The organism is Mesorhizobium sp. WSM4821 (assembly GCF_055901555.1).
The window spans coordinates 4,040,720-4,061,453 of the sequence record NZ_CM148371.1 but is presented as its reverse complement, the minus strand read 5'-3'; the positions used below and the strand labels follow the sequence as shown (position 1 = coordinate 4,061,453).

18 protein-coding genes and 1 pseudogene are annotated in these 20,734 nt (G+C 63.3%); 11 read left to right on the top strand and 8 right to left on the bottom strand.

The annotated features are described in order from the left end of the window. Position 1: 1 nt before the first annotated feature. Complete coding sequence (locus AC0NID_RS19660; protein WP_473455528.1) at positions 2-997, top strand: lipid A biosynthesis lauroyl acyltransferase; 996 nt, start codon at positions 2-4, stop codon at positions 995-997. 231 nt (positions 998-1,228) lie between these two features. Here the strand turns inward: AC0NID_RS19660 and AC0NID_RS19655 are convergent, their stop codons facing one another. From AC0NID_RS19655 to AC0NID_RS19645, 3 genes are all read right to left on the bottom strand, one after another. Next, the gene (locus AC0NID_RS19655) at positions 1,229-2,008 is read right to left on the bottom strand and encodes an ATP-binding cassette domain-containing protein (protein ID WP_473455529.1); all 780 of its coding nucleotides are present in this window, start codon (positions 2,006-2,008) and stop codon (positions 1,229-1,231) included. Next, positions 2,001-4,256 (bottom strand): ABC transporter permease, encoded by a 2,256-nt coding sequence (locus AC0NID_RS19650; RefSeq protein WP_473455530.1) that lies wholly within the window; start codon positions 4,254-4,256, stop codon positions 2,001-2,003. Before AC0NID_RS19650 ends, AC0NID_RS19655 begins: the two co-directional genes overlap by 8 nt. 76 nt (positions 4,257-4,332) lie before the next feature. Then, positions 4,333-5,415: a substrate-binding domain-containing protein gene (locus AC0NID_RS19645; protein ID WP_473455531.1), complete on the bottom strand. Its 1,083-nt coding sequence runs from the start codon at positions 5,413-5,415 to the stop codon at positions 4,333-4,335. A 320-nt stretch (positions 5,416-5,735) separates the two neighbouring features. Here AC0NID_RS19645 and AC0NID_RS19640 point away from each other — a divergent pair. Both AC0NID_RS19640 and AC0NID_RS19635 read left to right on the top strand, forming a co-directional pair. Then, positions 5,736-7,137 (top strand): annotated as a pseudogene (locus AC0NID_RS19640) (selenium-binding protein SBP56-related protein). Beyond that, positions 7,138-7,803 carry a hypothetical protein gene (locus AC0NID_RS19635; protein WP_473455532.1) on the top strand — a complete coding sequence of 222 codons (666 nt, stop codon included), beginning with the start codon at positions 7,138-7,140 and terminating at the stop codon, positions 7,801-7,803. 272 nt (positions 7,804-8,075) lie between these two features. Here the strand turns inward: AC0NID_RS19635 and AC0NID_RS19630 are convergent, their stop codons facing one another. Further along, positions 8,076-9,161 (bottom strand): IS630 family transposase, encoded by a 1,086-nt coding sequence (locus tag AC0NID_RS19630; RefSeq protein ID WP_473455533.1) that lies wholly within the window; start codon positions 9,159-9,161, stop codon positions 8,076-8,078. 53 nt (positions 9,162-9,214) lie between these two features. Further along, a complete protein-coding gene (locus AC0NID_RS19625) occupies positions 9,215-9,643 on the bottom strand; it encodes a L,D-transpeptidase (protein ID WP_473455534.1) in 429 nt (142 codons plus the stop codon). A 205-nt stretch (positions 9,644-9,848) separates the two neighbouring features. Between AC0NID_RS19625 and AC0NID_RS19620 the strand changes: the two genes are divergently transcribed. The 5 genes from AC0NID_RS19620 (at position 9,849) to AC0NID_RS19600 (ending at position 16,345) form a co-directional block, all read left to right on the top strand. Further along, positions 9,849-11,132: an acetylornithine deacetylase/succinyl-diaminopimelate desuccinylase family protein gene (locus AC0NID_RS19620; protein ID WP_473455535.1), complete on the top strand. Its 1,284-nt coding sequence runs from the start codon at positions 9,849-9,851 to the stop codon at positions 11,130-11,132. A gap of 165 nt (positions 11,133-11,297) precedes the next feature. Continuing rightward, positions 11,298-12,779, top strand: coding sequence for an ABC transporter substrate-binding protein (locus AC0NID_RS19615; RefSeq protein ID WP_473455537.1), 1,482 nt, complete (start codon positions 11,298-11,300; stop codon positions 12,777-12,779). Between the two features lie 133 nt (positions 12,780-12,912). Further along, entirely contained in the window at positions 12,913-13,860 is a 948-nt protein-coding gene (locus AC0NID_RS19610) for an ABC transporter permease (protein WP_473455538.1), read from the top strand. Continuing rightward, on the top strand, positions 13,857-14,726 hold the full coding sequence (locus AC0NID_RS19605) for an ABC transporter permease (protein ID WP_473455539.1): 870 nt from the start codon (positions 13,857-13,859) through the stop codon (positions 14,724-14,726). Before AC0NID_RS19610 ends, AC0NID_RS19605 begins: the two co-directional genes overlap by 4 nt. Continuing rightward, positions 14,723-16,345 (top strand): ABC transporter ATP-binding protein, encoded by a 1,623-nt coding sequence (locus AC0NID_RS19600; RefSeq protein WP_473455540.1) that lies wholly within the window; start codon positions 14,723-14,725, stop codon positions 16,343-16,345. The genes AC0NID_RS19605 and AC0NID_RS19600 overlap by 4 nt, the downstream gene beginning before the upstream one ends. 14 nt (positions 16,346-16,359) lie before the next feature. On the opposite strand, the gene AC0NID_RS19595 is transcribed toward AC0NID_RS19600, so the two are convergent. Beyond that, on the bottom strand, positions 16,360-16,791 hold the full coding sequence (locus tag AC0NID_RS19595) for a tellurite resistance TerB family protein (RefSeq protein ID WP_473455541.1): 432 nt from the start codon (positions 16,789-16,791) through the stop codon (positions 16,360-16,362). 141 nt (positions 16,792-16,932) lie between these two features. Between AC0NID_RS19595 and AC0NID_RS19590 the strand changes: the two genes are divergently transcribed. The 3 genes from AC0NID_RS19590 (at position 16,933) to AC0NID_RS19580 (ending at position 18,562) form a co-directional block, all read left to right on the top strand. Next, on the top strand, positions 16,933-17,103 hold the full coding sequence (locus AC0NID_RS19590) for a hypothetical protein (RefSeq protein ID WP_473455542.1): 171 nt from the start codon (positions 16,933-16,935) through the stop codon (positions 17,101-17,103). Between the two features lie 99 nt (positions 17,104-17,202). Next, positions 17,203-18,036 carry a helix-turn-helix domain-containing protein gene (locus AC0NID_RS19585; protein WP_473455543.1) on the top strand — a complete coding sequence of 278 codons (834 nt, stop codon included), beginning with the start codon at positions 17,203-17,205 and terminating at the stop codon, positions 18,034-18,036. Between the two features lie 103 nt (positions 18,037-18,139). Continuing rightward, a complete protein-coding gene (locus AC0NID_RS19580; protein WP_473455544.1) occupies positions 18,140-18,562 on the top strand; it encodes a VOC family protein in 423 nt (140 codons plus the stop codon). On the opposite strand, the gene AC0NID_RS19575 is transcribed toward AC0NID_RS19580, so the two are convergent. Together AC0NID_RS19575 and AC0NID_RS19570 are read right to left on the bottom strand one after the other, a co-directional pair. Continuing rightward, a complete protein-coding gene (locus tag AC0NID_RS19575; RefSeq protein ID WP_473455545.1) occupies positions 18,559-20,031 on the bottom strand; it encodes a cobyric acid synthase in 1,473 nt (490 codons plus the stop codon). The two genes, AC0NID_RS19580 and AC0NID_RS19575, sit on opposite strands and share 4 nt — an antisense overlap. Further along, positions 20,031-20,645: a dimethylsulfonioproprionate lyase family protein gene (locus AC0NID_RS19570; protein ID WP_473455546.1), complete on the bottom strand. Its 615-nt coding sequence runs from the start codon at positions 20,643-20,645 to the stop codon at positions 20,031-20,033. The genes AC0NID_RS19575 and AC0NID_RS19570 overlap by 1 nt, the downstream gene beginning before the upstream one ends. Positions 20,646-20,734 lie beyond the last annotated feature (89 nt).

Sequence of the window (20,734 nt, the reverse complement as noted above, 5' to 3'; positions counted from 1 at the left end):
CTTGCTCGGTAACGCCTTCAGGAAGCTCCGCAGGGACCTGGCGTTCCGTCACGGCAGGCGGTTCCGCCAGTTCAACTACTGGCTGCTTGCGCGCGCCGCGATGACGATGATCTGGGTGCTGCGTCTGCTGCCGGTCGACAGGGCGCTCAATTTCGCCGACCGCGTCGCCCGCCGCATTGGTCCGTGGATTGGGCGCCACAACGTCGCTGTCGCCAATCTGCGCAAGGCCTATCCCCAGAAGAGCGACAGGGAGATCCAGGCCATCGCTTCCGACATGTGGGGCAACATGGCTCGCCTCGCCGCGGAATATGTCTTCCTCGATGCGCTCTTCGATTACGATCCGAAAGCGACGAAGCCGGGCCGCGTCGAGGTCCGCGGCGTCGATCATTTCGTCGAGATCGCCGGCGAGCAAAAACCGCATATCATCTTCACCGGGCATCTCGGCAATTTCGAGCTGCTCCCGGTGGCGGCAGCCACTTTCGGCATGAACATCACGGCGCTGTTTCGCCCGCCCAACAACCCCTACCTTGCCGATTACATCCTCTCGACGCGCCGCTCGACCATGGGGGCGCTTCTGCCCTCCTCGACTGGCGCGTCATTCGCGTTGGCGGCCATCCTGGAGAACGGCGGCAATATCGGCGTGCTGGTCGACCAGAAGTTCTCGGGCGGGGTCGAAACGACATTCTTCGGCCGCCCGTGCGAGAGCAACCGGGTGCTGGGCACGCTGGCGCGGCACTATGACTGCGATGTCTATCCGGCGCGCTGCATGCGCCTGCCGGGCAACCGCTTCCGGCTCGAGATCGAGGACAAGCTGGCCTTGCCGCGCACCCCCGACGGCAGTGTCGACGTCCGCGCCACCACCCAGCTTCTCAACGACGTGGTCGAGCGCTGGGTGCGCGAGGATCCCGGCCAGTGGATGTGGTTCCACAAAAGGTGGGAAATGACCGGCCGGCGCCGAAAGCGTCGCCACCCAAGACCGCGCGGCGAGACCGCCTGAGCAGAAACCGGGCAAGTTTGTTCTTGCTTTGTGCCGGCAATTATGCTAATGATTTAGGTATGGTGCTGATTTGCGCCAACGACCCGCCCGCCGAGGCGGGTTTTTTGTTTTGGCCATCGACCGCTCGATAGCCGCCAGACGCCTCGCCTCAAGTTTCGGTCTTTTCGGCGCCGTAAGTTTCATGAAAGGGCTTTTTGACAGCCATGCCTGGAAAAAAGTGATCCTGATCGGTCAAGGCCTCGCCTCATCGGCCGTAAGTGCGTGCTCTCGCGTGCCGGAGACGATGATCTCGAGGACCTCATGCTCGTCGGTGTTCCTGACGTAGCGATCGCCGACGTTCTCGCCGCGCTTCAGCACCATCACGCGGTCGCCCACAGCGAAGATGTCAACGAGGCGGTGGGAGATGATGATCTGGGCAACGCCCTGCTTTTTCAGTTCCAGCATGGTTTCGAGCAGCCGCTCGGTCGCCATCACCGAGAGATTGGCTGTCGGCTCGTCGAGGATCACCACGCGCGGCTGGAAGGAAATAGCGCGGGCAATCGCCACGGATTGCTGGCGGCCGCCCGACAGGCTCTCGACCTTTTGATAGACGGAGTTCACGTCGACCTTGAGCCGCTTCAGCACGCTGTCGGCTTCGGCGTACATTTTCCGCCGATTGACGAAAAGGCCCTTGCGCGGCCAGCGGCCAAGAAAGATGTTCTGGCCGACATCCATATTCCCGCAAAGAGCGAAATCCTGGTAGATCATCTCGATGCCGGCGTCGCGGCTTTCGTGCGGGCTCTTGAAGTGCACCGGCTGCCCGGCGACGAAGATCTCGCCGGCGTCGCGCTGGTAGGCGCCGGTCAGGATCTTCATCAGCGTCGACTTGCCGGCCGAGTTGTCGCCGACGAGGCCCAGGATCTCGCCGGGATAGAGCACGAGGTCGACATTGCGGAGCGCCTGCACCGCACCGAAGGCTTTTTCGATGCCCCGCATTTCCACGATCGGTGCAGGTTTGGTCGTGTCACGCATGGGTGGTTTCCGCCGTTCTTGTGCGGCGCGCCAGGCGCGCCCTCAGGCGGCCGAAGATGTTGGCTTGGCGCACCCAGATGTCGATCAGCACCGCCACGATCAGGATGCCGCCGATGAAGACGTTGATCCAGTGCTGCGGCATGGCGAAGCCCTGAACGTTGAGCTGCAGCAGCGCCCGGATCAAGGTGATCACCGCCGCCCCGGCGAGCGCCCCGATCACGGTGCCGTAGCCGCCGAAGATCGAACCGCCGCCGATGATCACCGAAGCGATGGCGTCGAGCTCGCGGAACTGGCCGGCCACCGGGTTGAAGCTGCGGAAGTAGGCGACGTTGATGATCCCGGCCATTGTCGCGCAGAGCGCCGCCAGCATGAGCGCGAGGAACCGCACCCGGTTGGTGTTGATCCCGGCATAAGCGGCGGCGCGAATGTTGCCGCCGGTCGCATAGACCTTTTGCCCGAACGGCATGTAGGCGAGCACGACGCCGGCAATGAGAGCGACGAACAGCATCCAGACGGTCTGGATGCTCACCACCTCGGCGATCGCGCGCAGGGGGCCGTCCGGCAGCGAGATGCGGTAGTGCAGCAGGATGTCGTTCACCTTGCGGCCAAGCAGGTTGTAGCCCTCGGGCCAGCCGGTGAGTTGCTGTCCGGCGACGAACCAGGCGGCGAGGCCGCGGGCGATGTAGAACATGCCGAGCGTGGCGATGAAGGCCGGCAGCTTGAAGCCGACGGTGACGATCGCGTTGACGAGGCCGGCGCACATGCCCGCGAGCAGGCCCATCGCCACGGCGGTCAAGGGGTCGGCGCCGAGGACCTTGAGGAAATAGGCGGCGGTGCTGCCGGCGAGGGCGAGCACCGCTCCCACGGAGAGGTCGATGTCGCCGGCGGCGATGACGTAGGTGAGCCCGATGGTGATCAGCGCAAGCTCGGTGTAGTTGAGCAGGATCGCGAAGCTGTTGGACAGGTTCCACCAGTAGTCCGGCCGGAGCGCGAGGCCGGTCAGCCACAGGAACACGGTCAGGATGATGGCGAGCGCGTCGCGCCGGGCGAGGAACTTACCGAACCCGGTCGCCGACAGCGCCATGTCGGTCGCCATGGCGCCCTTGGTCTGCACCCCTTCGATCGCGATGCCGCCGATCTCGTAGGCCGGTGGCGGCGGCCGGCCGCGGAGCCAGGCCCAGAGGCGCCCTGCCACCTGGCGGCGAATGAGATAGGGCTCGATGAGCACCGCGACGACGAGCAGCAACCCAAGGAACACCGGCACCGCGCCGACCGGCAGCGAGAAGACGGCGTTGACCGTGATCTCCTCGTCGCCGATCTTGATGACGCGCGTGATCGGCCAGCCCTCGCGCAGCACCTTGTCGAGCAGCACCACCAGCAGGGCGCCAAGGCAGGATCCGGCGACCCGGCCGCGACCGCCGAGGATCGAGGCGCCGCCGATGATCACGGCGGCGATGACGATCAGCTCACTGCTGACGCCGTAGAGGGGCGTCACGCCCTTGTCCTGGGCAGCCGACATCAAGCCGGCTAGCGCCGCGCAGAGCGAGGAGATCAGGTAGGCTCGAATGCGCACCCAGTTGGTCGGGATGCCGGCATACGACGCCGCCTGCTCGTTGCCGCCGGTGGCGAAGGTCTCGTAGCCCCAGCGCGTCTTGGCGAGCACATAGGCACCGATCACGGCGACAACGGCGAAGATCACGATCTGGTTGTTGAAGCCGAGAAGGTTCGTCTCGCCGAGGTGAAAAAAAAGCGGATAGCCGGTCGCCTTGGCCGGATAGTAGATCGATTGGCCGTGGGTCAGCGCCAGCACAAAGCCGCGACCGATGAAGAGGATGGTGAGCGTGGCGATGAACGCCGGCACCTTCAGGATGGTGACGAGCACGCCGTTGACGAGACCGATCAACACGCCGAGCAGCAGGCAGAGGATCACCGAGGGGACGACGCCGAGATCGAGGAAGCTTGGCGCGAACAGCCTGGCGAAGACGACGGCGACCAGGCCGTAAGTTGAACCGACCGAAAGATCGAGGTCCTTGTTGACGATGACGAAGGTCACCCCGACCGCGATGATGGCGACCCGCGAGGTGTCGCGGAGCAGCGAGTGAAACGCTCCTGTTGACCCGAAGAACGCGGGATTGACGAGAGCGCCGCCGAGATAGAGCAGCAAAAGCAAGGCAACGAGCCCCACCTCCCAGCCGCCGACAATCTGGGACGGCGCACGGCCGAGCGATATGGTGGCGGTGGGCGCCATGGGTCCCCTCTGGTTGTTGCCGTCGTGCGGGAGAGCCTGCGCCCTCCCGCAGTGATTTCAGACGTTCCGAGCGGACTCAGTTCTCGAAGCGCTTGCCGACGTCCTCGACGGTCTCCTTCGTCACGAGTTGGGCGCGTGTGTCGAGGTTGGCCGCCGCGATGCCGCGATCGATCTCAAGATAGAGCTGCATGACCGGCCAGAAGCCCTGCAAGAAGGGCTGCTGGCCGAGCGCGCCGGTCAGATCGCCGCTCTTCATCGCATCCTGCTGCGCCGGGCCGAGGTCGAACCCGTAGGCGCAGATCTTGCCGGTCATTCCGGTCTGAGCGACGGCCTTGGCGAGCGCCGGCGTGAACACGTTGTTGCCGGCGAAAGCGCCAACGACGTCGCCGCGCGATTCGAACAGCGTCACGATGCCGTTCACCGGGTCGTTCGGATTGGTGTCGATCCCGGTGTTCTCCGGACCCGCGTCGACCTTGAAGGCATCAAGCTTGCCGGCATCCTTCAAGCCCTTGACGATGGCGTTGAAAGCCGAAGTGACGCGATTGTTCACCTCGATGTTGCCCATGGCGGTCGACGACGGCAGGACGATCGAACCCTTCTCGATACCCTTGTCCGCGAGGCACTTGACGAGCGCCTCGCCGGCGATTGCGGCAGCGGAGGCGTCCTGGCCGGTGTGGCCGATGCCGCTGCGGTTGAGGATCGTGCCGTCAAAGGAATTGGTCGTGGCGACCGGTATGCCCTTCGCCTCGGCGGCCTTGACGATGTCGTTATAGGCGCCAACCTGGGGCGTTGTCATGATCAGCCCGTCAATCGTCGGATCCTGCACGATCTGGTTCAGGATTTCGATCTCGCGGGCAGGGTCGTCGGTCGGCGATTCCGAGCCGAGCAGCAGGATCTTGGCGCCGATCAGGTTGCCGGCGACGGTCGCGCCGACGTAGACCGGATCGAAGAAGCCATTGCCGGCAGTGTGTGTCACGATAGCGAAAGTGAGGTGACCATCGGCCGAATGAAAGTCCTTGGTACCGGGGGCCTCCTTCGCGGCTTCTTCGAAGCTGTAGCCACCGACCGCCTTATCGACGCCCCCCGATTGTGCGTAGGCGTTCGACACGCCGAGCGATAACGCCGCGGCGCACGCCGCGAGCGAGAAAATACGTTGCATGATTATCCTCCCTTGCAACCAACGGTAAGAAGCCGTTCGGCGCATTTATTCAGCAGTTTCCGAATGCTTCCTCCCAGCCGTATCTTCTGCTCAAAGCCTGCCCACGTAAATAGCGCTCGCACTTTCACCGACGAATTGGTCGGCGGATCAGTCATTCTGACCGGGTGCGGCGGTTTCTAGCGTTGATGTAGCGCCGCGCGGTGTCAGACAGACGAGGAGACTTGGTGTACTATGATCCCTACCTGGGCCGCATTTCAAAAGGGAGCGACACAGAGAGCAACAAAAATAAAGTTTCACAAACGCTTAGGGAGGATACCGCAATGAATCTGCGACCAGACCCAACATTCTATCCGTCACCGAAGCTGGCTATGGAAGGGCCGCCGGAAACTCTTGCCTACACGTTGATGCTTAGCCCCGACTTCTCGCAGCCCGACGGCCTGGCTGTGGTGAATGTCGATCCAAATTCGCCGGATTTCGGCAAGATCGTCCACACTGTGATCATGCCAAACAAGGGCGATGAGTTTCATCACTTCGGCTGGAATGCATGTTCTTCGGCGCTATCACCACTGACTGGCCACGCCTTTTTGGAGCGTCGTTATCTGATCATTCCGGGCATGCGTTCGTCGCGCATCTACATAATTGATGTGAAGGGCGGGCCGACAGCCGCCAAGATCCACAAGATCATCGACCCGCAGAAGTCTTTGCCAAGACGGGCTATTCTCGCCCGCATACGATCCACTGTGGACCCGAGGGCATCTATGTCTCGACCCTCGGCGGGGCGGCAAAGACGGTACCGTCGGTCCTCCGGGCATTTTCATCATGGATTGCCAGACCTTCGATGTCATTGGCCGCTGGGAGATAGATCGTGGCGCCCAGGACAAGCACTACGATTTCTGGTGGAACCTGCCGCGCGACTACATGGTCAGTTCCGAATGGGCCCTGCCGCCGCAGTTCGAAAACGGCATCGTCCCGGAGGATCTACTATCCAACAAGTACGGCCACCGCATGCATTTCTGGGATCTGCGTGCGCGTAAGAACATTCAGACGATCGATCTAGGCGCCAATCACCAAATGGCGCTCGAAATCCGCCCGGCGCATGATCCAGTCAAGCAATACGGCTTCTGCGGCGTTGTGGTCGATACCACCAATCTCGAAGGCTCGATCTGGACTTGGTGGCGCGACGCAGACGGCAAGTTCCAGGCCAAGAAGACGGCGACCATTCCGCCTCAACCGGCCAATGCCGACGATCTGCCGGATCTTCTAAAGGGTTTCTCGGCGGTGCCGCCGCTGGTCACCGACATCGACCTCAGCCTCGACGACAAGTATCTCTATGTGGCTTGTTGGGGTACGGGTGAAATGCACCAATACGATGTCAGCGACCCGATGAGGCCGGTTCTGGCGGGCAAGGTCGAACTGGGTGGGATCGTCAAGAAGACCAAGCATCCCTGTGGCAAGGTCTTCGGCTATGGGCCACAGATGGTCGAGATCAGCCGCGACGGCAAGCGTGTCTATTGGACCAATTCGCTCTATTCGACCTGGGACGATCAGTTTTATCCCGGTGAGCGCGGCGGAGCGATGGTGAAGGCCGATGTTGGCGCCAATGGTGGCCTGATGCTCGACACCAACTTCTTCGTCGACTTCCCCAAAGGCTATCGAACGCACCAGATCCGACTTGAAGGCGGCGACTGCTCTACAGACAGTTTCTGCTACCCATCGGTCTAGGTGTCGTCCGAACTCCTTTCGACCACAGCCGGCCTCTGGCTTGCTGTGGTCGCCAGCGGGATTTACCATGGCGTAAACCCGGGTATGGGCTGGCCGCTTGCCGTTTCGGCGGCCCTGATGGAACGGCGAGCCTATGCGCTGCCGCGCGCACTCATGGCGCTGGCGTTCGGGCATCTTGTCGCCATGACGGTGGTCCTCTTGCCCTTCGCACTGATGACCGCGCTGGTTGATTGGCAAACCGAGATCCGCGTTGGCGCAGGTCTAATAATCATCGCGCTCGGAGTCTGGCTGCTCTTCAACCGGCGGCATCCTAGATTTCTGGCGCGCGTGCCGCCGTCGCGACTGGCACTCTGGTCCTTTCTGGTCGCCGTCGCGCATGGCGCCGGCCTGATGCTGGTGCCGATCTACCTCGGCCTGTGCGGCGTCGTTGAAACGGATGCCGGGCATCGTGCCGCGACCGCCCTCATTGCACGAACTGCAGCGCTCTCGATCGGCGTGGCAGCGGTCCACACCGGCGCGATGGTCACTGCGGGCGGCGCTTTGGCCTTCGGCGTCTATCGGTGGCTGGGATTAAGGTTTCTTTCGAAAAGCTGGTTTGATCTAGATGTGATCTGGGCGCTAAGCCTAGTTCTGGTCGGGGCGATCGGCGTATTTTCCGCGCTCTAGGGTGTATTGAGATTCAGGTCAGGCCGAGTCGAAAACGGTGGTTTCCGAGAACCGGAGAGGAGCGTACTTTTGGTACGTGAACTCGCGCATGGCCCCGAAATCGAGATCGATTTCGGAAAGGATCATGCGCAAAATCAAAGTGCTACAGCGTCCTTTGCGCGTCCGAGAGGGTGCGCGGCGCTGTAGGCAAGCGCAGGAACCCGCCGTTTGCAGGCCGGCATCACCTGAATCCCAACACACCCTAGTGTCCCGATTCCGAAGTCCGGTTCATTCTATGCGTTTGCTGCGAGAGTTCGCAGGCAGAATCGTTGGATGCTGGCCAGGATGTCGTCTGCGGTCTTGGTCCAGCGGAAGGATTTCGGTTCGGCATTGGTGGCCTCGATGTAAGCGTTAATTGCCGTTTCGAGTTCGGCGACCGAGCGGAATACCCCGCGCCTGAGGGCGCGCTCGGTCAGCAGCGCGAAGAAGCGTTCAACCTGATTGATCCATGAGGCTGATGTCGGCGTGAAGTGCAGGTGCCAGCGTGGGCGCTTGGCGAACCAGTTGCGGATCAGCTTGGTTTTGTGCGTGCCGTAGTTGTCCATGATGACGTGAATGTCGAGATCGGTGGGCACATTGCGCTCCACCTCGTCGATGAACTTGCGGAACTCCGTCGCCCGATGCCGAGGCATGCATTTGCCGACAATGGTTCCAGCCTTCACGTCGAGCGCCGCGAACAGCGATGTCGTTCCATTGCGCTTGTAGTCGTGGGTGCGCCGTTCGACCTGGCCGGGCCGCATCGGCAGCAGCGGTTGCGAGCGATCGAGCGCCTGGACCTGGGATTTCTCATCGACGCACAACACCAGGGCACGCTCGGGCGGCGACAGGTAGAGCCCGACAATGTCGCGCACCTTCTCCACAAACAGCGGGTCGGACGAGAGCTTGAAGGTCTCGACACGGTGTGGCTGCAGCCCGAAGGCTTGCCACATGCGATGCACGGTCGACGGTGCGTGGCCGATCTCCTTGGCCATTGTCCGCAGGCTCCAGTGCGTCGCGCCCTTCGGGAGCGTCTCTAACGTCTTGCGGATCGTGGCTGCGATCTCGTCATCGCCGATCTCGCGCGGTGCGCCAGGGCGCGGCTCGTCGTAGAGCCCATCCATCCGCCGCTGCGCGAAGCGATTGCGCCATGTGCCGACCGTTGCGGCACAGACACCGACCTTGCTGGCAATCTCCTTGTTGTTGAGACCGTCCGCCGCAGCCAAAACGATGCGCGCCCGCTCCGCCAAGGCCTGTGGGGCGCCATGTTTGCGCGTCAGTGCGCTCAACTCGCCTTGCTCCCGCTCATCCAGTACGATCGCAACGGCTCGACCTTTCGCCATTCTCGTCTCCTCCTCATCCGCACGAGAATGTAACCGATTTGTCGATCAGGACACTAGTTGGTCACGACGATCCGCGTATTGCGGAAGCCGGCTCGCCTCACCATCGAATAGAAGGCGGCGGCATTTGAGGGGTGCAGCCGCACGCAGCCATGCGAGGCCGGACGCCCGAGAAACTTCACCGCGCCCGTGCCGTGGATGGCGTAGCCGCCGCGGAAGAACACCGAATGCGGCATCGGCGACATGTCGTATTTGCGCGAATACCACATCCGCGCCGTCCGTTGCGGCCGGTAGCTGCCGCGCGGCGTGATATAACCTCTGCGCGCCGTGGATACGGGCCACCGGTAAACCGCACCACCGTATCTTACAGTCATCGTCTGCGATGACACGTCGATCCTTGCAACCAGCTTGGCTGCCCAGGCCTCGACCGAAGAACCGAACAGCATCGTTACCAATACCGCTGCCATGAGAACGGTTTTTTTCATGCGATCCCCCTTATTGCCCCTTGCCTGCTGCCCTTCACGTAGTTTTTCATCTTTTTAATCTCAAGTGAACGAGGTAACCATATACTCCTTGACGAATTCACCAATCCAAAGCAGCAAATTTGAACGATCTCCCGCGATAGTTGCCGCAACGACACGTCCGCCAACAGGCTTGCAAAACCGCGCCGTTGGCTGCTCAATTCGCCGAATGAACGAAAAGAACGAACGTCTCCTGAAAGCCGTCGATGACCGGGTCGACGATCTCGTCGCGCTGACCGCGGATCTGATCCGCTTTCCGACCATCAACCCACCCGGCGAAGCCTACCGGCCATGCGCCGAATATGTCGGAGCGCGGCTGAAGCAGCGCGGGTTTGAAATCGAGTTCATCCGCGCCGAAGGCACGCCCGGCGACACCGACCGCTACCCCCGCGTCAATGTCGTCGCCCGCTTCGACGGCCGCTCGCCCGGCGCCTGCGTCCATTTCAACTCGCATATCGACGTGGTTGAGGCCGGCGACGGCTGGAGCCTCGACCCCTTCGCCGGCATCGTCAGGGACGGCAGGGTCTACGGCCGCGGCGCCTGCGACATGAAGGGGGGCCTGGCCTGCTCGATCGTCGCCGCCGAGGCTTTCATGGAGGTCTTCCCCGACTTTCCCGGCGCCATCGAAATATCGGGCACGGTCGACGAGGAGTCCGGCGGCTTTGGCGGCGTCGCCCATCTGGCCAGGCTCGGCTATTTCTCCAAGCCGAAGGTCGACCACGTCATCATCCCCGAGCCGTTGAACAAGGACCGCATCTGTCTTGGCCATCGCGGGGTGTGGTGGGCGGAGATCGAAACCAAGGGCGAGATCGCGCACGGCTCGATGCCGTTCCTCGGCGACAACGCGGTGCGCCATATGGGCGCCGTGCTGCAGGCGTTCGAGGACGAGTTGTTCCCGGCGCTCGACCGCAAGATGACGCGTATGCCGGTCGTGCCCGAAGGGGCAAAGCGCTCGACCATGAACATCAACTCGATCCATGGCGGCCAGACGGAGGATTTCCGGCCCGGCCTGCCCTCGCCCAACGTGCCCGATTCCTGCCGGCTGACCATCGACCGCCGCTTCCTGCTCGAGGAAGACCTCGGCACGGTCAAGAGCGAAGTGACCGATATCCTCGACCGGCTGAAGCGCGAGCGGAAAAAATTCGACTATGAGATCCGCGATCTGATGGAGGTGCTGCCGCTGATGACCGAGCGCGACGCCCCGGTGGTGAAGGCGGTGGCGCAGGGGATCATGGAGATATTCGACCGCGAGCCCGACTACGTGATTTCACCCGGCACCTACGACCAGAAGCACATTGCCCGCATCGGCCACATCTACGACTGCATCGCTTATGGGCCGGGCATTCTCGACCTCGCCCACAGGCCCGACGAATGGGTCGGGATATCGGACATGGTGGACGCGGCCAAGGTGATGGCGGTCGGGCTCAACGTGCTGCTCAGGGGCGCCCGGTAATCCGGCAGCGACGAGGCAAGCTTTGGTCACTCAGGTCGGCGGCTCACGGAAAACATTCCCGCCGGCGCTGCCGAAAAGCACGAAACGCAATTTACTCCTTCGCGAAATCACGCTTCTATCCACCAGGGTTTTGAGCATTTTTTTGAGCATATCGGGAGTTGCACGATGAAATTGTGGAAGACCATTCTCACCGCTGCGGCTTTGGCGCTGGCTGCCGGAACATCGGCGTTTGCCGCGCGAACCGACCTGGTCATCGGCGTCACGCTCGAACCCCCGCATCTCGATCCGACCGCGGGCGCCGCGGCGGCGATCGACGAAGTGCTTTACGCCAACGTGTTCGAGGGGCTGACCCGCATCGGTCCGAATGGCGAGGTGCTGCCGGATCTGGCCGAAAGCTGGACCATTTCCGATGACGGCAAGGTCTACACCTTCAAGCTGCATACCGGCGTGAAATTCCACGACGGCACCGACTTCAATGCCGACGACGTGAAATTCTCGCTCGACCGCGCCCGTGCCGACAACTCCGTCAACGCCCAAAAGGGCCTGTTCGCCGCCATCGATACGGTCGAGGTGGTCGATCCGGCGACGGTGAAGATTGCATTGAAGAACCCGCAGGGGTCCTTCCTCTACAATATGGGCTGGGGCGACGCGGTCATCGTCGCGCCTGAGACAGCCGACACCAACAAGGAAAAGCCTGTCGGCACCGGCCCGTTCAAATTCCAGAATTGGGCCAAGGGCTCGTCGATCACGCTGATCAGGTCGGACACTTACTGGGGTGCCCCGGTGTCCCTCGACAAGGCGGAGTTCCGCATCGTTCCCGATGCCGCTGCCGCCGTGCCGGCGCTGCTTTCCGGCGACGTCCAGGCCTTTCCCTTCTTCCCCGATCTCGACAGCGTCGCGCAGGTCCAGGGCGATCCCCGCTTCAAGGTTGTGATCGGCTCGACCGAGGGCGAGACCATCCTCTCCATCAACAACAAGAAGCCGCCCTTCGACAAACTGCAGGTCAGGCAGGCGATCTCCTTCGCGCTCGATCGCAAGGCGATCATCGACGGCGCCTCTGCCGGTCTCGGCGTGCCGATCGGCTCGCATATGTCGCCGGCCAGCAAAGCCTATGTCGACCTCACCGGCCTCTATCCGCACAATGTGGATAAGGCCAGGGAACTGCTGAAGCAAGCCGGTTTGGAGAACGGCTTCAAGGCGACGCTGAAACTGCCGCCGCCGCCCTATGCACGGCTTGGCGGCGAAATCATCGCCTCGCAGCTTCGCGACGTCGGCATCGATCTGGAAATCGTGCCCGTGGAATGGGCGCAGTGGCTGGACCAGGTCTTCACCAAGAAGGACTACGACCTGACCATCGTGTCCCACACCGAGCCTAACGACATCGATATCTATTCGCGCAAGGATTATTACTTCAACTACGACAATCCGACCTTCGACAAGATCATCGCCGATCTGAACCTCACCTCCGATGAGGCCAAGCGCATGACGCTGCTCGGCGAGGCGCAGAAGATACTGGCCGACGATGCCGTGGTCGGCTTCCTATACGAGCTGCCGAAAGCCGGGGTCTGGGACGCCAAGCTCGAAGGGCTGTGGGAAAACGCGCCGATCCAGGCCAACGACCTGACCAAGGTGAAGTGGATGGATTAAGGCCGTTGGCCGGCCAAAGGCGAAAGGTGGGCTCCGTCCCACCCCCCTCTGCCCCGGCAGGGCAGAGGGGGGTGGGACGGGAACGCGACCCTTGCCCGGTCTTTGCGACAGCCAACACAGCGGCGCTCCCCCCATGACCGCCTATCTCCTCAAACGCCTCGCCATCGCCGTCGCCACGCTGGTCCTGGCCTCCATGGTGGTCTTCGCCGTGCTGGAGATCATTCCCGGCGACCCGGCGCGGCTGATGCTTGGCCTGAACGCCAGCGCTGAGCAGGTCGGTCTGCTGCGCAACCAGATGGGCCTCGACGCGCCCCTTGCCGCGCGCTATCTGCGCTGGGCCGGCGGCTTGCTGAGCCTCGATTTCGGCCGCTCCTACACCTATTCGGTGCCGGTCATCGACCTGGTCCGCGAGCGGATCGTCGTCTCGCTGCCTCTGGCGCTGATCGCGCTTGCCCTGTCCACCGTCATTGCCATCCCGGTCGGGCTGTTTTCCGCCAGCCGGCGCGGGCGCGCCGGCGACACGATCGCGATGGGCGCCGCACAGCTTGGCGTCGCGGTGCCGAACTTCTGGTTCGCGCTGATGCTGATCTATCTCTTCGCCGTCTGGCTGCGGCTGGTGCCGGCCGGTGGTTTCCCGGGTTGGAGCGCGGGTGTCTGGCCGGCGCTGAAGTCGCTGCTCTTGCCGGCGGTCGCGCTTGCTCTGCCGCAAGCGGCGATCCTTGCCCGCGTCACCCGATCGGCGCTGATCGAGGTGCTGCACGAGGACTATATTCGGACCGCCCGCGCCAAGGGCCTGCCTTATCGCGCGGTTCTGTGGCGGCACGCGCTCCGCAACGCCATGATCCCGGTGCTGACCATTCTCGGCCTGCAGTTCGCCTTCCTGCTCGCCGGCACGATCATCATCGAGAACGTCTTCTACCTGCCCGGCCTCGGCCGGCTGGTGTTCCAGGCGATCACCCAGCGCGACCTGATCGTGGTCGAGAGCGTCGTCATGCTGCTGGTCGCCGCCGTGATCGCCGTCAACCTGGTTGTCGATCTCTCCTATGCGGTCGTCGACCCGCGCCTGAGAAGCCGCCGATGACGCTGCACATCGATCTTCCCGAGGAAAACCTTCCCGGCATCCTGGCCAAGGCGTTTCGAAACCGCTCGTTCCTCGCCGGTTTCGCCATCACCGCACTGGTGGCAGCCGTCGCCATCGTCTCGTTCTTCTGGACGCCTTTTGACGTCACCAGGCTGATCATCGCCGACAAGACTCAAAGCCCCTCGCTGGCGCACTGGTTCGGAACCGACCATTTCGGCCGCGACATTCTTTCGATGATCATGGTCGGAGCGCGCAATTCGATCGCCGTGGCGCTGGTGGCGGTCGGCATCGGCATGGGCGTCGGCGTGCCGCTCGGCGCCTTTGCCGCGGCGCGTGGCGGCATCGCCGACGAAGCGGTTATGCGGCTCAACGATCTCGTCTTCGCCTTCCCTGCCCTGCTCTCGGCGATCATGATCACCGCCATCTTCGGGCCGGGAGCCATCAACGCCATCATCGCCATCGGCATCTTCAACATTCCGGTCTTCGCCCGCGTCGCCCGGGCCGGCGCGCTGGCAATCTGGCCGCGCGAATTCATCCTCGCCGCGCGCGCCGCCGGCAAGGGCAGAACGCTGATCACGCTGGAACATGTACTGCCCAACATCGTCACTTTGCTCCTGGTGCAAGGCACAATCCAGTTCGCGCTGGGCATCCTGGCCGAAGCCGGTCTGTCCTATGTCGGGCTCGGCACACAGCCACCGATGCCAAGCTGGGGCCGGATGCTGTTCGATGCGCAGACGCGCATGGTGGCGGCGCCGTGGATGGCGCTGTTTCCGGGCATGGCGATCGCCGTCACCGTGCTTGGCCTGAACCTGCTCGGCGACGGCATTGCCGACATCCTCGATCCCCGGTCGCGGCGGCAGCGATGAACCTGCTCGAAATCGAAAACCTGTCGCTGACGATCGGCGGCACACCAATCCTGCGGGATGTCGGACTCTCGGTCGCGCCCGGCGAGGTGATGGGGCTGGTCGGCGAATCCGGCTCCGGCAAGTCGATGACGGCGCTCACCGTGATGCAGCTTCTACCCTGGGCGGCGCGCGCCACGGGGCGCGTCACCTTCGATGGCATCGACATCCTTGCGGCCAGTCAAGACCAGATGTGCGCGCTGCGCGGCGACGACATCGGCATGGTGTTCCAGGAGCCGATGACGGCACTCAACCCGGTCAAGACCATTGGCGAGCAGGTCGCCGAAGGCATACGCTGGCACACCGGGGCAAACCGCGCCGACGCGGAGGAGCGCGCGCGAAAAATGCTCGACCGGGTTGGCCTGCCGGCGGCACAATTCCCGCTGTCGCGCTATCCGCACGAGCTCTCCGGCGGCCAGCGCCAGCGCGTCGTCATCGCCATCGCCTGCGCGCTGAAACCCAAGCTGCTGATCGCCGACGAGCCGACGACGGCGCTCGACGTGGTGCTGCAGGCGCAGATCCTCGACCTGTTGCGTGACCTCGTCGCGGAAAATCGCATGGGCCTCCTCTTGATCTCGCACGACCTGGCGGTGGTGACGGAAATGGCCGACCGCATCACCATCCTGCGCCACGGCGAAGTGATGGAGGCCGGCGACACGGCGCGCATCTTGTCCGAACAGCTTCATCCCTACACAAGGCAGCTGGCGCAGGCCTCGATGCATGTGCCGGCGCGTGCCGGCAAACATGAGGTCGGCCAAGGCAAGCCTTTGCTTCAGGTAGACAGCGTGACGCGGGACTATCCCGGACGACGCACGTCGCTGTTGAAGCGCGGGGCCCCGATCCGCGCCGTCGACGACGTCTCGTTGTCGATTAATCCGGGCCAGTCGGTGGCGCTGGTCGGGCGCTCCGGCTGCGGCAAGTCCACGCTTGCGCGCATGGTCCTGGCGCTGGACGGGCCGACATCGGGAACGATCCGGTTTCGCGGCGAGGTCATCACCGGCAAGAGCGAGGCTGAACTCAGGCCGGCGCGACGCGACATGCAGGTGGTGTTCCAGGACCCTTACGGCTCCTTCGACCCGCGCCAGAAGGTCGAAAAACTGCTGGCCGAGCCGCTGCATGTCCTGGAGAAGAGGCCGGATAAGGCCGAGCGGCGCGAGCTGGTGGCAAAAGCCCTGCACGAAGTCGGCCTCAGCCCACGCGACATGGGCAAATATCCGCACGAGTTTTCGGGCGGCCAGCGCCAGCGCCTGTCGATCGCCCGCGCCATCATCACCCGCCCCAAACTGGTTGTCGCCGACGAGCCGGTCTCGGCGCTCGATGTCTCGATCCGCGCCCAGATCCTCGACCTGTTCGCCGAGCTCAACCAGAAGCTCGGCATCGCCTATCTGTTCATCACCCACGATCTGACCGTCGCCCGCGCCATCACCGACCAGGTGATGGTCATGCATGACGGCAGGATCGTCGAGCGCGGCGGGACGAATGAGATTCTCGACCATCCGCAATCCGAAGCCGCCAAGGCACTGGTCGCCGCTGCTCCAGATCTGCACCGGGCGATCGCGCGCCGGTTGCAGGAACAGGGGTGAACGGCCGAACCGACTTACTCTTGCGGCTTCACCACATCGGCGGGTCTGATGTCGAGCAGGTCGAGCGTGCGGTGCAAGAGCTGCATCTCGTTTCCGGCAAGTTGCGAATCGGCCTTGGCGATCTCTGCCATGTGGCGGGCAAGCAGCTTGCGCCGCTCGACGTCGAGGTCGCGGAACTGCGCGATGGCTTGCGAGCTGTTGGTCTCGTAGCCGAAGTCGTTGAGAAATTCGATGACGCTGTCGATGCTGGCTTCCGGAATGCCGAAGGCTTCCCGGCAGATGCGCCTGAAGGCGGCCATTTCGCTCTCGCTGACTGAGCCGTCGGCCAGGATCATGCGAAACAGCATGAGCAGTTCCGCCGACAGCACGGGATCGTCGGCGACCTTGCGCACGCCGGGGTCGCCATCGAAGATCGAACGTATCTGGTCCAGCAATGCGAATGCCATCAGGGTTCCCTTTCCGATTCTTTGCGAATAGGTAGCGCGGAATCGGGCTTGCGCAAACGCCGATCGCGCCGCTCTGATTGGTGTATGATCACCTGCCTGATAGTATGCCGCTGTACGAATCATGTTGAGGAGGGTCCGAACATGAATCTCAGTGCGCCTACACAGCTTATTTTCATCATATCCGTTGTTATCGCCGTCATCGGCCTTCTCGCCGCTCTCGGCGTTCTTGCGTTTATTCCGCTTGCCGCGGTGTGGATCGTGCTCGTCGCTTACATCGTGCTCGCCGTCGGCTGTTTGATGCGCGGCGCTTAAGCGCTCAGATCTCAGGCAACTCGGAGCGCCCGGCCACAAGCCGGGCGCTTTTGATTCCGGGGGATGGTCTGTTAGACTCCTTGGGCACAAGGATGGCCAATGCCGGTCGAGATGCAGCATCATGATCAACTGGACCGTTCGGTCGCCGATCGGTTCGAGATGGTGCGGCGCGCGCCAGGCTCTTGGCTTCAAGGCGCGGTCACCGACCTGTGCGGCTATCGCGAAACGGCACCCGGCCGTTTCCGAAACGTCGAATTTGCATCGCTGACCGTGCCGCTGGTCGTCAGCTTTGCCGAACCCTTCGCCATCGGGCTCGGCAAGAATCCCAGCGACAACGACCGCTTCGCCAGTTTCGCCGCCGGCCTCTATGCCGGTCCGGTGGTGATCGAATCCTTCGGCGGCGCCTGCTGCGTCCAGTTCAATTTCACCCCGCTCGGCGCCCGCCGCTTCTTCGGCCTTCCGATGAGCGAACTAACCGACCGCATGGTCGGCCTGGACGATGTGCTCGGACGTGAAGGCACCGCGTTGCGCGAAAGACTTGGCAATGCGCGAGACTGGAGCGCACGCTTTGCCATGGCCGAGGCCTTTGTCGCGACGCGGCTGACTGAAGCCCGGGAAACTCCGGCCGAAATCGCCTGGGCCTATGACCGGATCATCGTGTCGGGCGGCCGCATTCGCGTCTCATCGCTCGCCGGCAGGCTGGGCTGGAGCCGCAAACATCTATCGGGAAAATTCTCCGACGCGATCGGCGTCGGTCCCAAGACACTGTCGCGCATCGTCCGTTTCAACCGCGCGCTCGGCCTTTCAAGGCAGAATAAATGCGGTTGGGCCGATATCGCCGCCGACTGCGGCTATGCCGACCAGGCGCATCTGGTGCGCGAATTCCGCGACCTTGCCGGCGAAACGCCGACGATGCTTGCCGCCCAGGCATAGGCGCTGGGGCGTCCCAACGAGACGCGTGGTAACATTTCTTCAAGACGCCGAAACGGCCTTTGCCCAGACTGGGTTATCCACCAACCCAAGGAAGGAGATTGTCATGCCCAATACCATCGAAGCGCCGCGGCTTTATCCGGCACTGCGCTACAGGAACGCCGCCAGGATGATCGACTGGCTGGGCGAGGCCTTCGGCTTCAGCGTCCGCGCCCGCTATGGCGAAGGCGACGTCGTGCACCATGCCGAGCTCGCGTTCGGCTCTTCGATCATCATGCTTGGCAGCGCGCGCGAGGACGCTTTCGGCAAGATGGTCGGCGCACCGGGTTCCGGCGGCGGCAACTCGATCTATGTCGCCGTCGATGATGCCGACGCCGCCTACGCCAAGGCCAGAAAGGCCGGTGCCGAAATACTGGAAGAGCTCACCGACCGCGACTATGGCAGCCGCGAGTTCATCTGCCGCGATCCGGAAGGCAATGTCTGGTCGTTCGGAACTTACTGGCCGAAGGCCAACGAGCTCGCGAACTAACGCGCGAGGCCAAAAATCGCGTCGCAGTCGAGATGCGTCTCCAGCTCGGCTGCGATCTCGTCCAGCGCCCGTTCGACCTCGGCTCGATAGTCGATGCCGCCGCCTTTGACGCCGAGGTTTTCGAGGAATTTCGCCCGGAAGGAGTCGGCGGAAAACAGCCCGTGCAGATAGGTGCCCGATACCTTGCCGTCGGCGGAGATCGCGCCGTCGTCGACGCCGTTGATGACGGCGGACGGCCGCAGCGTATCCGGGCCGGTGGTGCGGCCGAGATGGATCTCGTAGCCTTCGAGCGGCAGGTCGAACTGCACCGAGCGCGCGCTGACATTGCGCACCGTCTTTTCCGGCTCCATCACCGTTTCGACGTCGAGCAGGCCGAGGCCTTTGGTTTCGGTAACGCTGCCTTCGATCCCGTCGGGGTCGCGCACGACATGGCCGAGCATCTGGAAGCCGCCACAGATGCCGACCACGTGGCCGCCGCGCTTGCGATGGGCGACGAGGTCGCGGTCCCAGCCATTCTCGCGAAATCTTAGGAGATCGCCGATCGTCGATTTCGAGCCGGGAATGACCACCAGCCCTGCGTCCTCAGGCAAGTGCTGGCCGGGCGGCACGAACACTACGTCGACCTGTGGTTCGGCTTTGAGCGGGTCGAGATCGTCGAAATTGGCGATGCGCGAAAGCATCGGCACGGCAACCTTCAGCGCGCGCTTTTCGCCGGAAGCCAGGCGTTCGAGCACCACTGAATCTTCCGAGGGCAACCGCGCCGCCGCCTTCAGCCACGGCACGACGCCGAAGCAGCGCCAGCCGGTGAACGCTTCGATCGCCTTGATGCCGTCATCGAAAAGGGAGACATCGCCGCGGAACTTGTTGATGAGATAGCCGGCAACCATGCACCGGTCCTCTTCCGGCAGGATCAGATGGGTGCCGGCGACCGAGGCGATGACGCCGCCGCGATCGATGTCGCCGACCAGGATCACCGGCACGTTGGCACGCGTGGCAAAACCCATATTGGCAATGTCTCGGCTCCTGAGATTGATCTCGGCCGGCGAGCCGGCGCCCTCGACGATGACGAGATCGGCGCCCTCCCCGACCATTGCCCAGGACTCCAGCACGGCGTCCATCAGCCGGCCCTTCAGCGCCTGGTAGTCGCGCGCCCGCGCCTCGCCGAACACCTTGCCCTGCACCACCACTTGCGCGCCGACATCGGTCTGTGGCTTGAGCAGCACCGGGTTCATGTGGACCGAGGGCGGCACGCCGCAGGCGATCGCCTGCAGCCATTGGGCACGGCCGATCTCGCCGCCGCCGCTGTCGCCTGGAATGTCGGCGACGGCGGCGTTGTTCGACATGTTCTGCGGCTTGAACGGCCGCACTTTCAGCCCACGTTTCCTCGCCGCGCGGCACAGGCCGGCGACCAGCACCGTCTTGCCGACATCGGAGCCCGTGCCCTGCAGCATGATCGCCTTGGCCGCCATCAATTTCTGCCCTGTGAAACGGTGCCGGTGATCGTCGACTTGGCCGCCAGCGGTCCGCCGCGCCAGATGTAGAGCGCCAACAGCGGCTCCTTGCCGGTGCGCATGGCGTGGCTGACGTCAGAGGCGTGATGGATCACCTCGCCCGCCTCGCGCGTGCGAAAGCCGCCTCCGCCGATGCGCCATTCGGTGCCGCTTGTCAGCGGAACATAGATTTCCTCGGCGACGTGATGATGGTCGGGATAGACGATGCCGGGTCCGAGGATCAGCAGACCGGCCGCAACCTCGTCGTTGACGAAATGACCGCGCGTGCCGAAGACTTCCAGCCAGCCGTAATTGTCGATGAATGTCTTGCCGAAATCCGCCGCGCTGTAGGTCTGCCCCCAGCGTAGATCGTTCCGGCGCTCCGCAAGCAGCCGCGCCAGCGGCCTGGCGCCTACCGGAACGAGTTCGACGATACGGTCGAGCTGGCGCAGGCAGGCGAGCGGATGCGGATCGAGAGGACGCGCCGGCATGGCCCAGCCGATCCGCGCAACGGCATCGCGCACCAGCGCATCATCGGATGTTTCGAGAGTGGCATGGAAACGTTCGAGCAGTTCATCGAAATTTGTCGTCACGCCTTGCTCCAGACACGCATTCGCGCACAGCCGCCCTGCAGATGGTCGGCTTGCGCGGCGGCATCATTGGTCTAGATTGAGCGAAGCGC

Excerpts from the sequence above, each read along its gene's own strand:
- AC0NID_RS19655 (WP_473455529.1), bottom strand. The coding sequence starts at position 2,008 with ATGCGTGACACGACCAAACCTGCACCGATCGTGGAAATGCGGGGCATC.
- AC0NID_RS19650 (WP_473455530.1), bottom strand. The coding sequence starts at position 4,256 with ATGGCGCCCACCGCCACCATATCGCTCGGCCGTGCGCCGTCCCAGATT.
- AC0NID_RS19645 (WP_473455531.1), bottom strand. The coding sequence starts at position 5,415 with ATGCAACGTATTTTCTCGCTCGCGGCGTGCGCCGCGGCGTTATCGCTC.
- AC0NID_RS19630 (WP_473455533.1), bottom strand. The coding sequence starts at position 9,161 with ATGGCGAAAGGTCGAGCCGTTGCGATCGTACTGGATGAGCGGGAGCAA.
- AC0NID_RS19625 (WP_473455534.1), bottom strand. The coding sequence starts at position 9,643 with ATGAAAAAAACCGTTCTCATGGCAGCGGTATTGGTAACGATGCTGTTC.
- AC0NID_RS19620 (WP_473455535.1), top strand. The coding sequence starts at position 9,849 with ATGAACGAAAAGAACGAACGTCTCCTGAAAGCCGTCGATGACCGGGTC.
- AC0NID_RS19615 (WP_473455537.1), top strand. The coding sequence starts at position 11,298 with ATGAAATTGTGGAAGACCATTCTCACCGCTGCGGCTTTGGCGCTGGCT.
- AC0NID_RS19610 (WP_473455538.1), top strand. The coding sequence starts at position 12,913 with ATGACCGCCTATCTCCTCAAACGCCTCGCCATCGCCGTCGCCACGCTG.
- AC0NID_RS19605 (WP_473455539.1), top strand. The coding sequence starts at position 13,857 with ATGACGCTGCACATCGATCTTCCCGAGGAAAACCTTCCCGGCATCCTG.
- AC0NID_RS19600 (WP_473455540.1), top strand. The coding sequence starts at position 14,723 with ATGAACCTGCTCGAAATCGAAAACCTGTCGCTGACGATCGGCGGCACA.
- AC0NID_RS19595 (WP_473455541.1), bottom strand. The coding sequence starts at position 16,791 with ATGGCATTCGCATTGCTGGACCAGATACGTTCGATCTTCGATGGCGAC.
- AC0NID_RS19590 (WP_473455542.1), top strand. The coding sequence starts at position 16,933 with ATGAATCTCAGTGCGCCTACACAGCTTATTTTCATCATATCCGTTGTT.
- AC0NID_RS19585 (WP_473455543.1), top strand. The coding sequence starts at position 17,203 with ATGCCGGTCGAGATGCAGCATCATGATCAACTGGACCGTTCGGTCGCC.
- AC0NID_RS19580 (WP_473455544.1), top strand. The coding sequence starts at position 18,140 with ATGCCCAATACCATCGAAGCGCCGCGGCTTTATCCGGCACTGCGCTAC.
- AC0NID_RS19575 (WP_473455545.1), bottom strand. The coding sequence starts at position 20,031 with ATGGCGGCCAAGGCGATCATGCTGCAGGGCACGGGCTCCGATGTCGGC.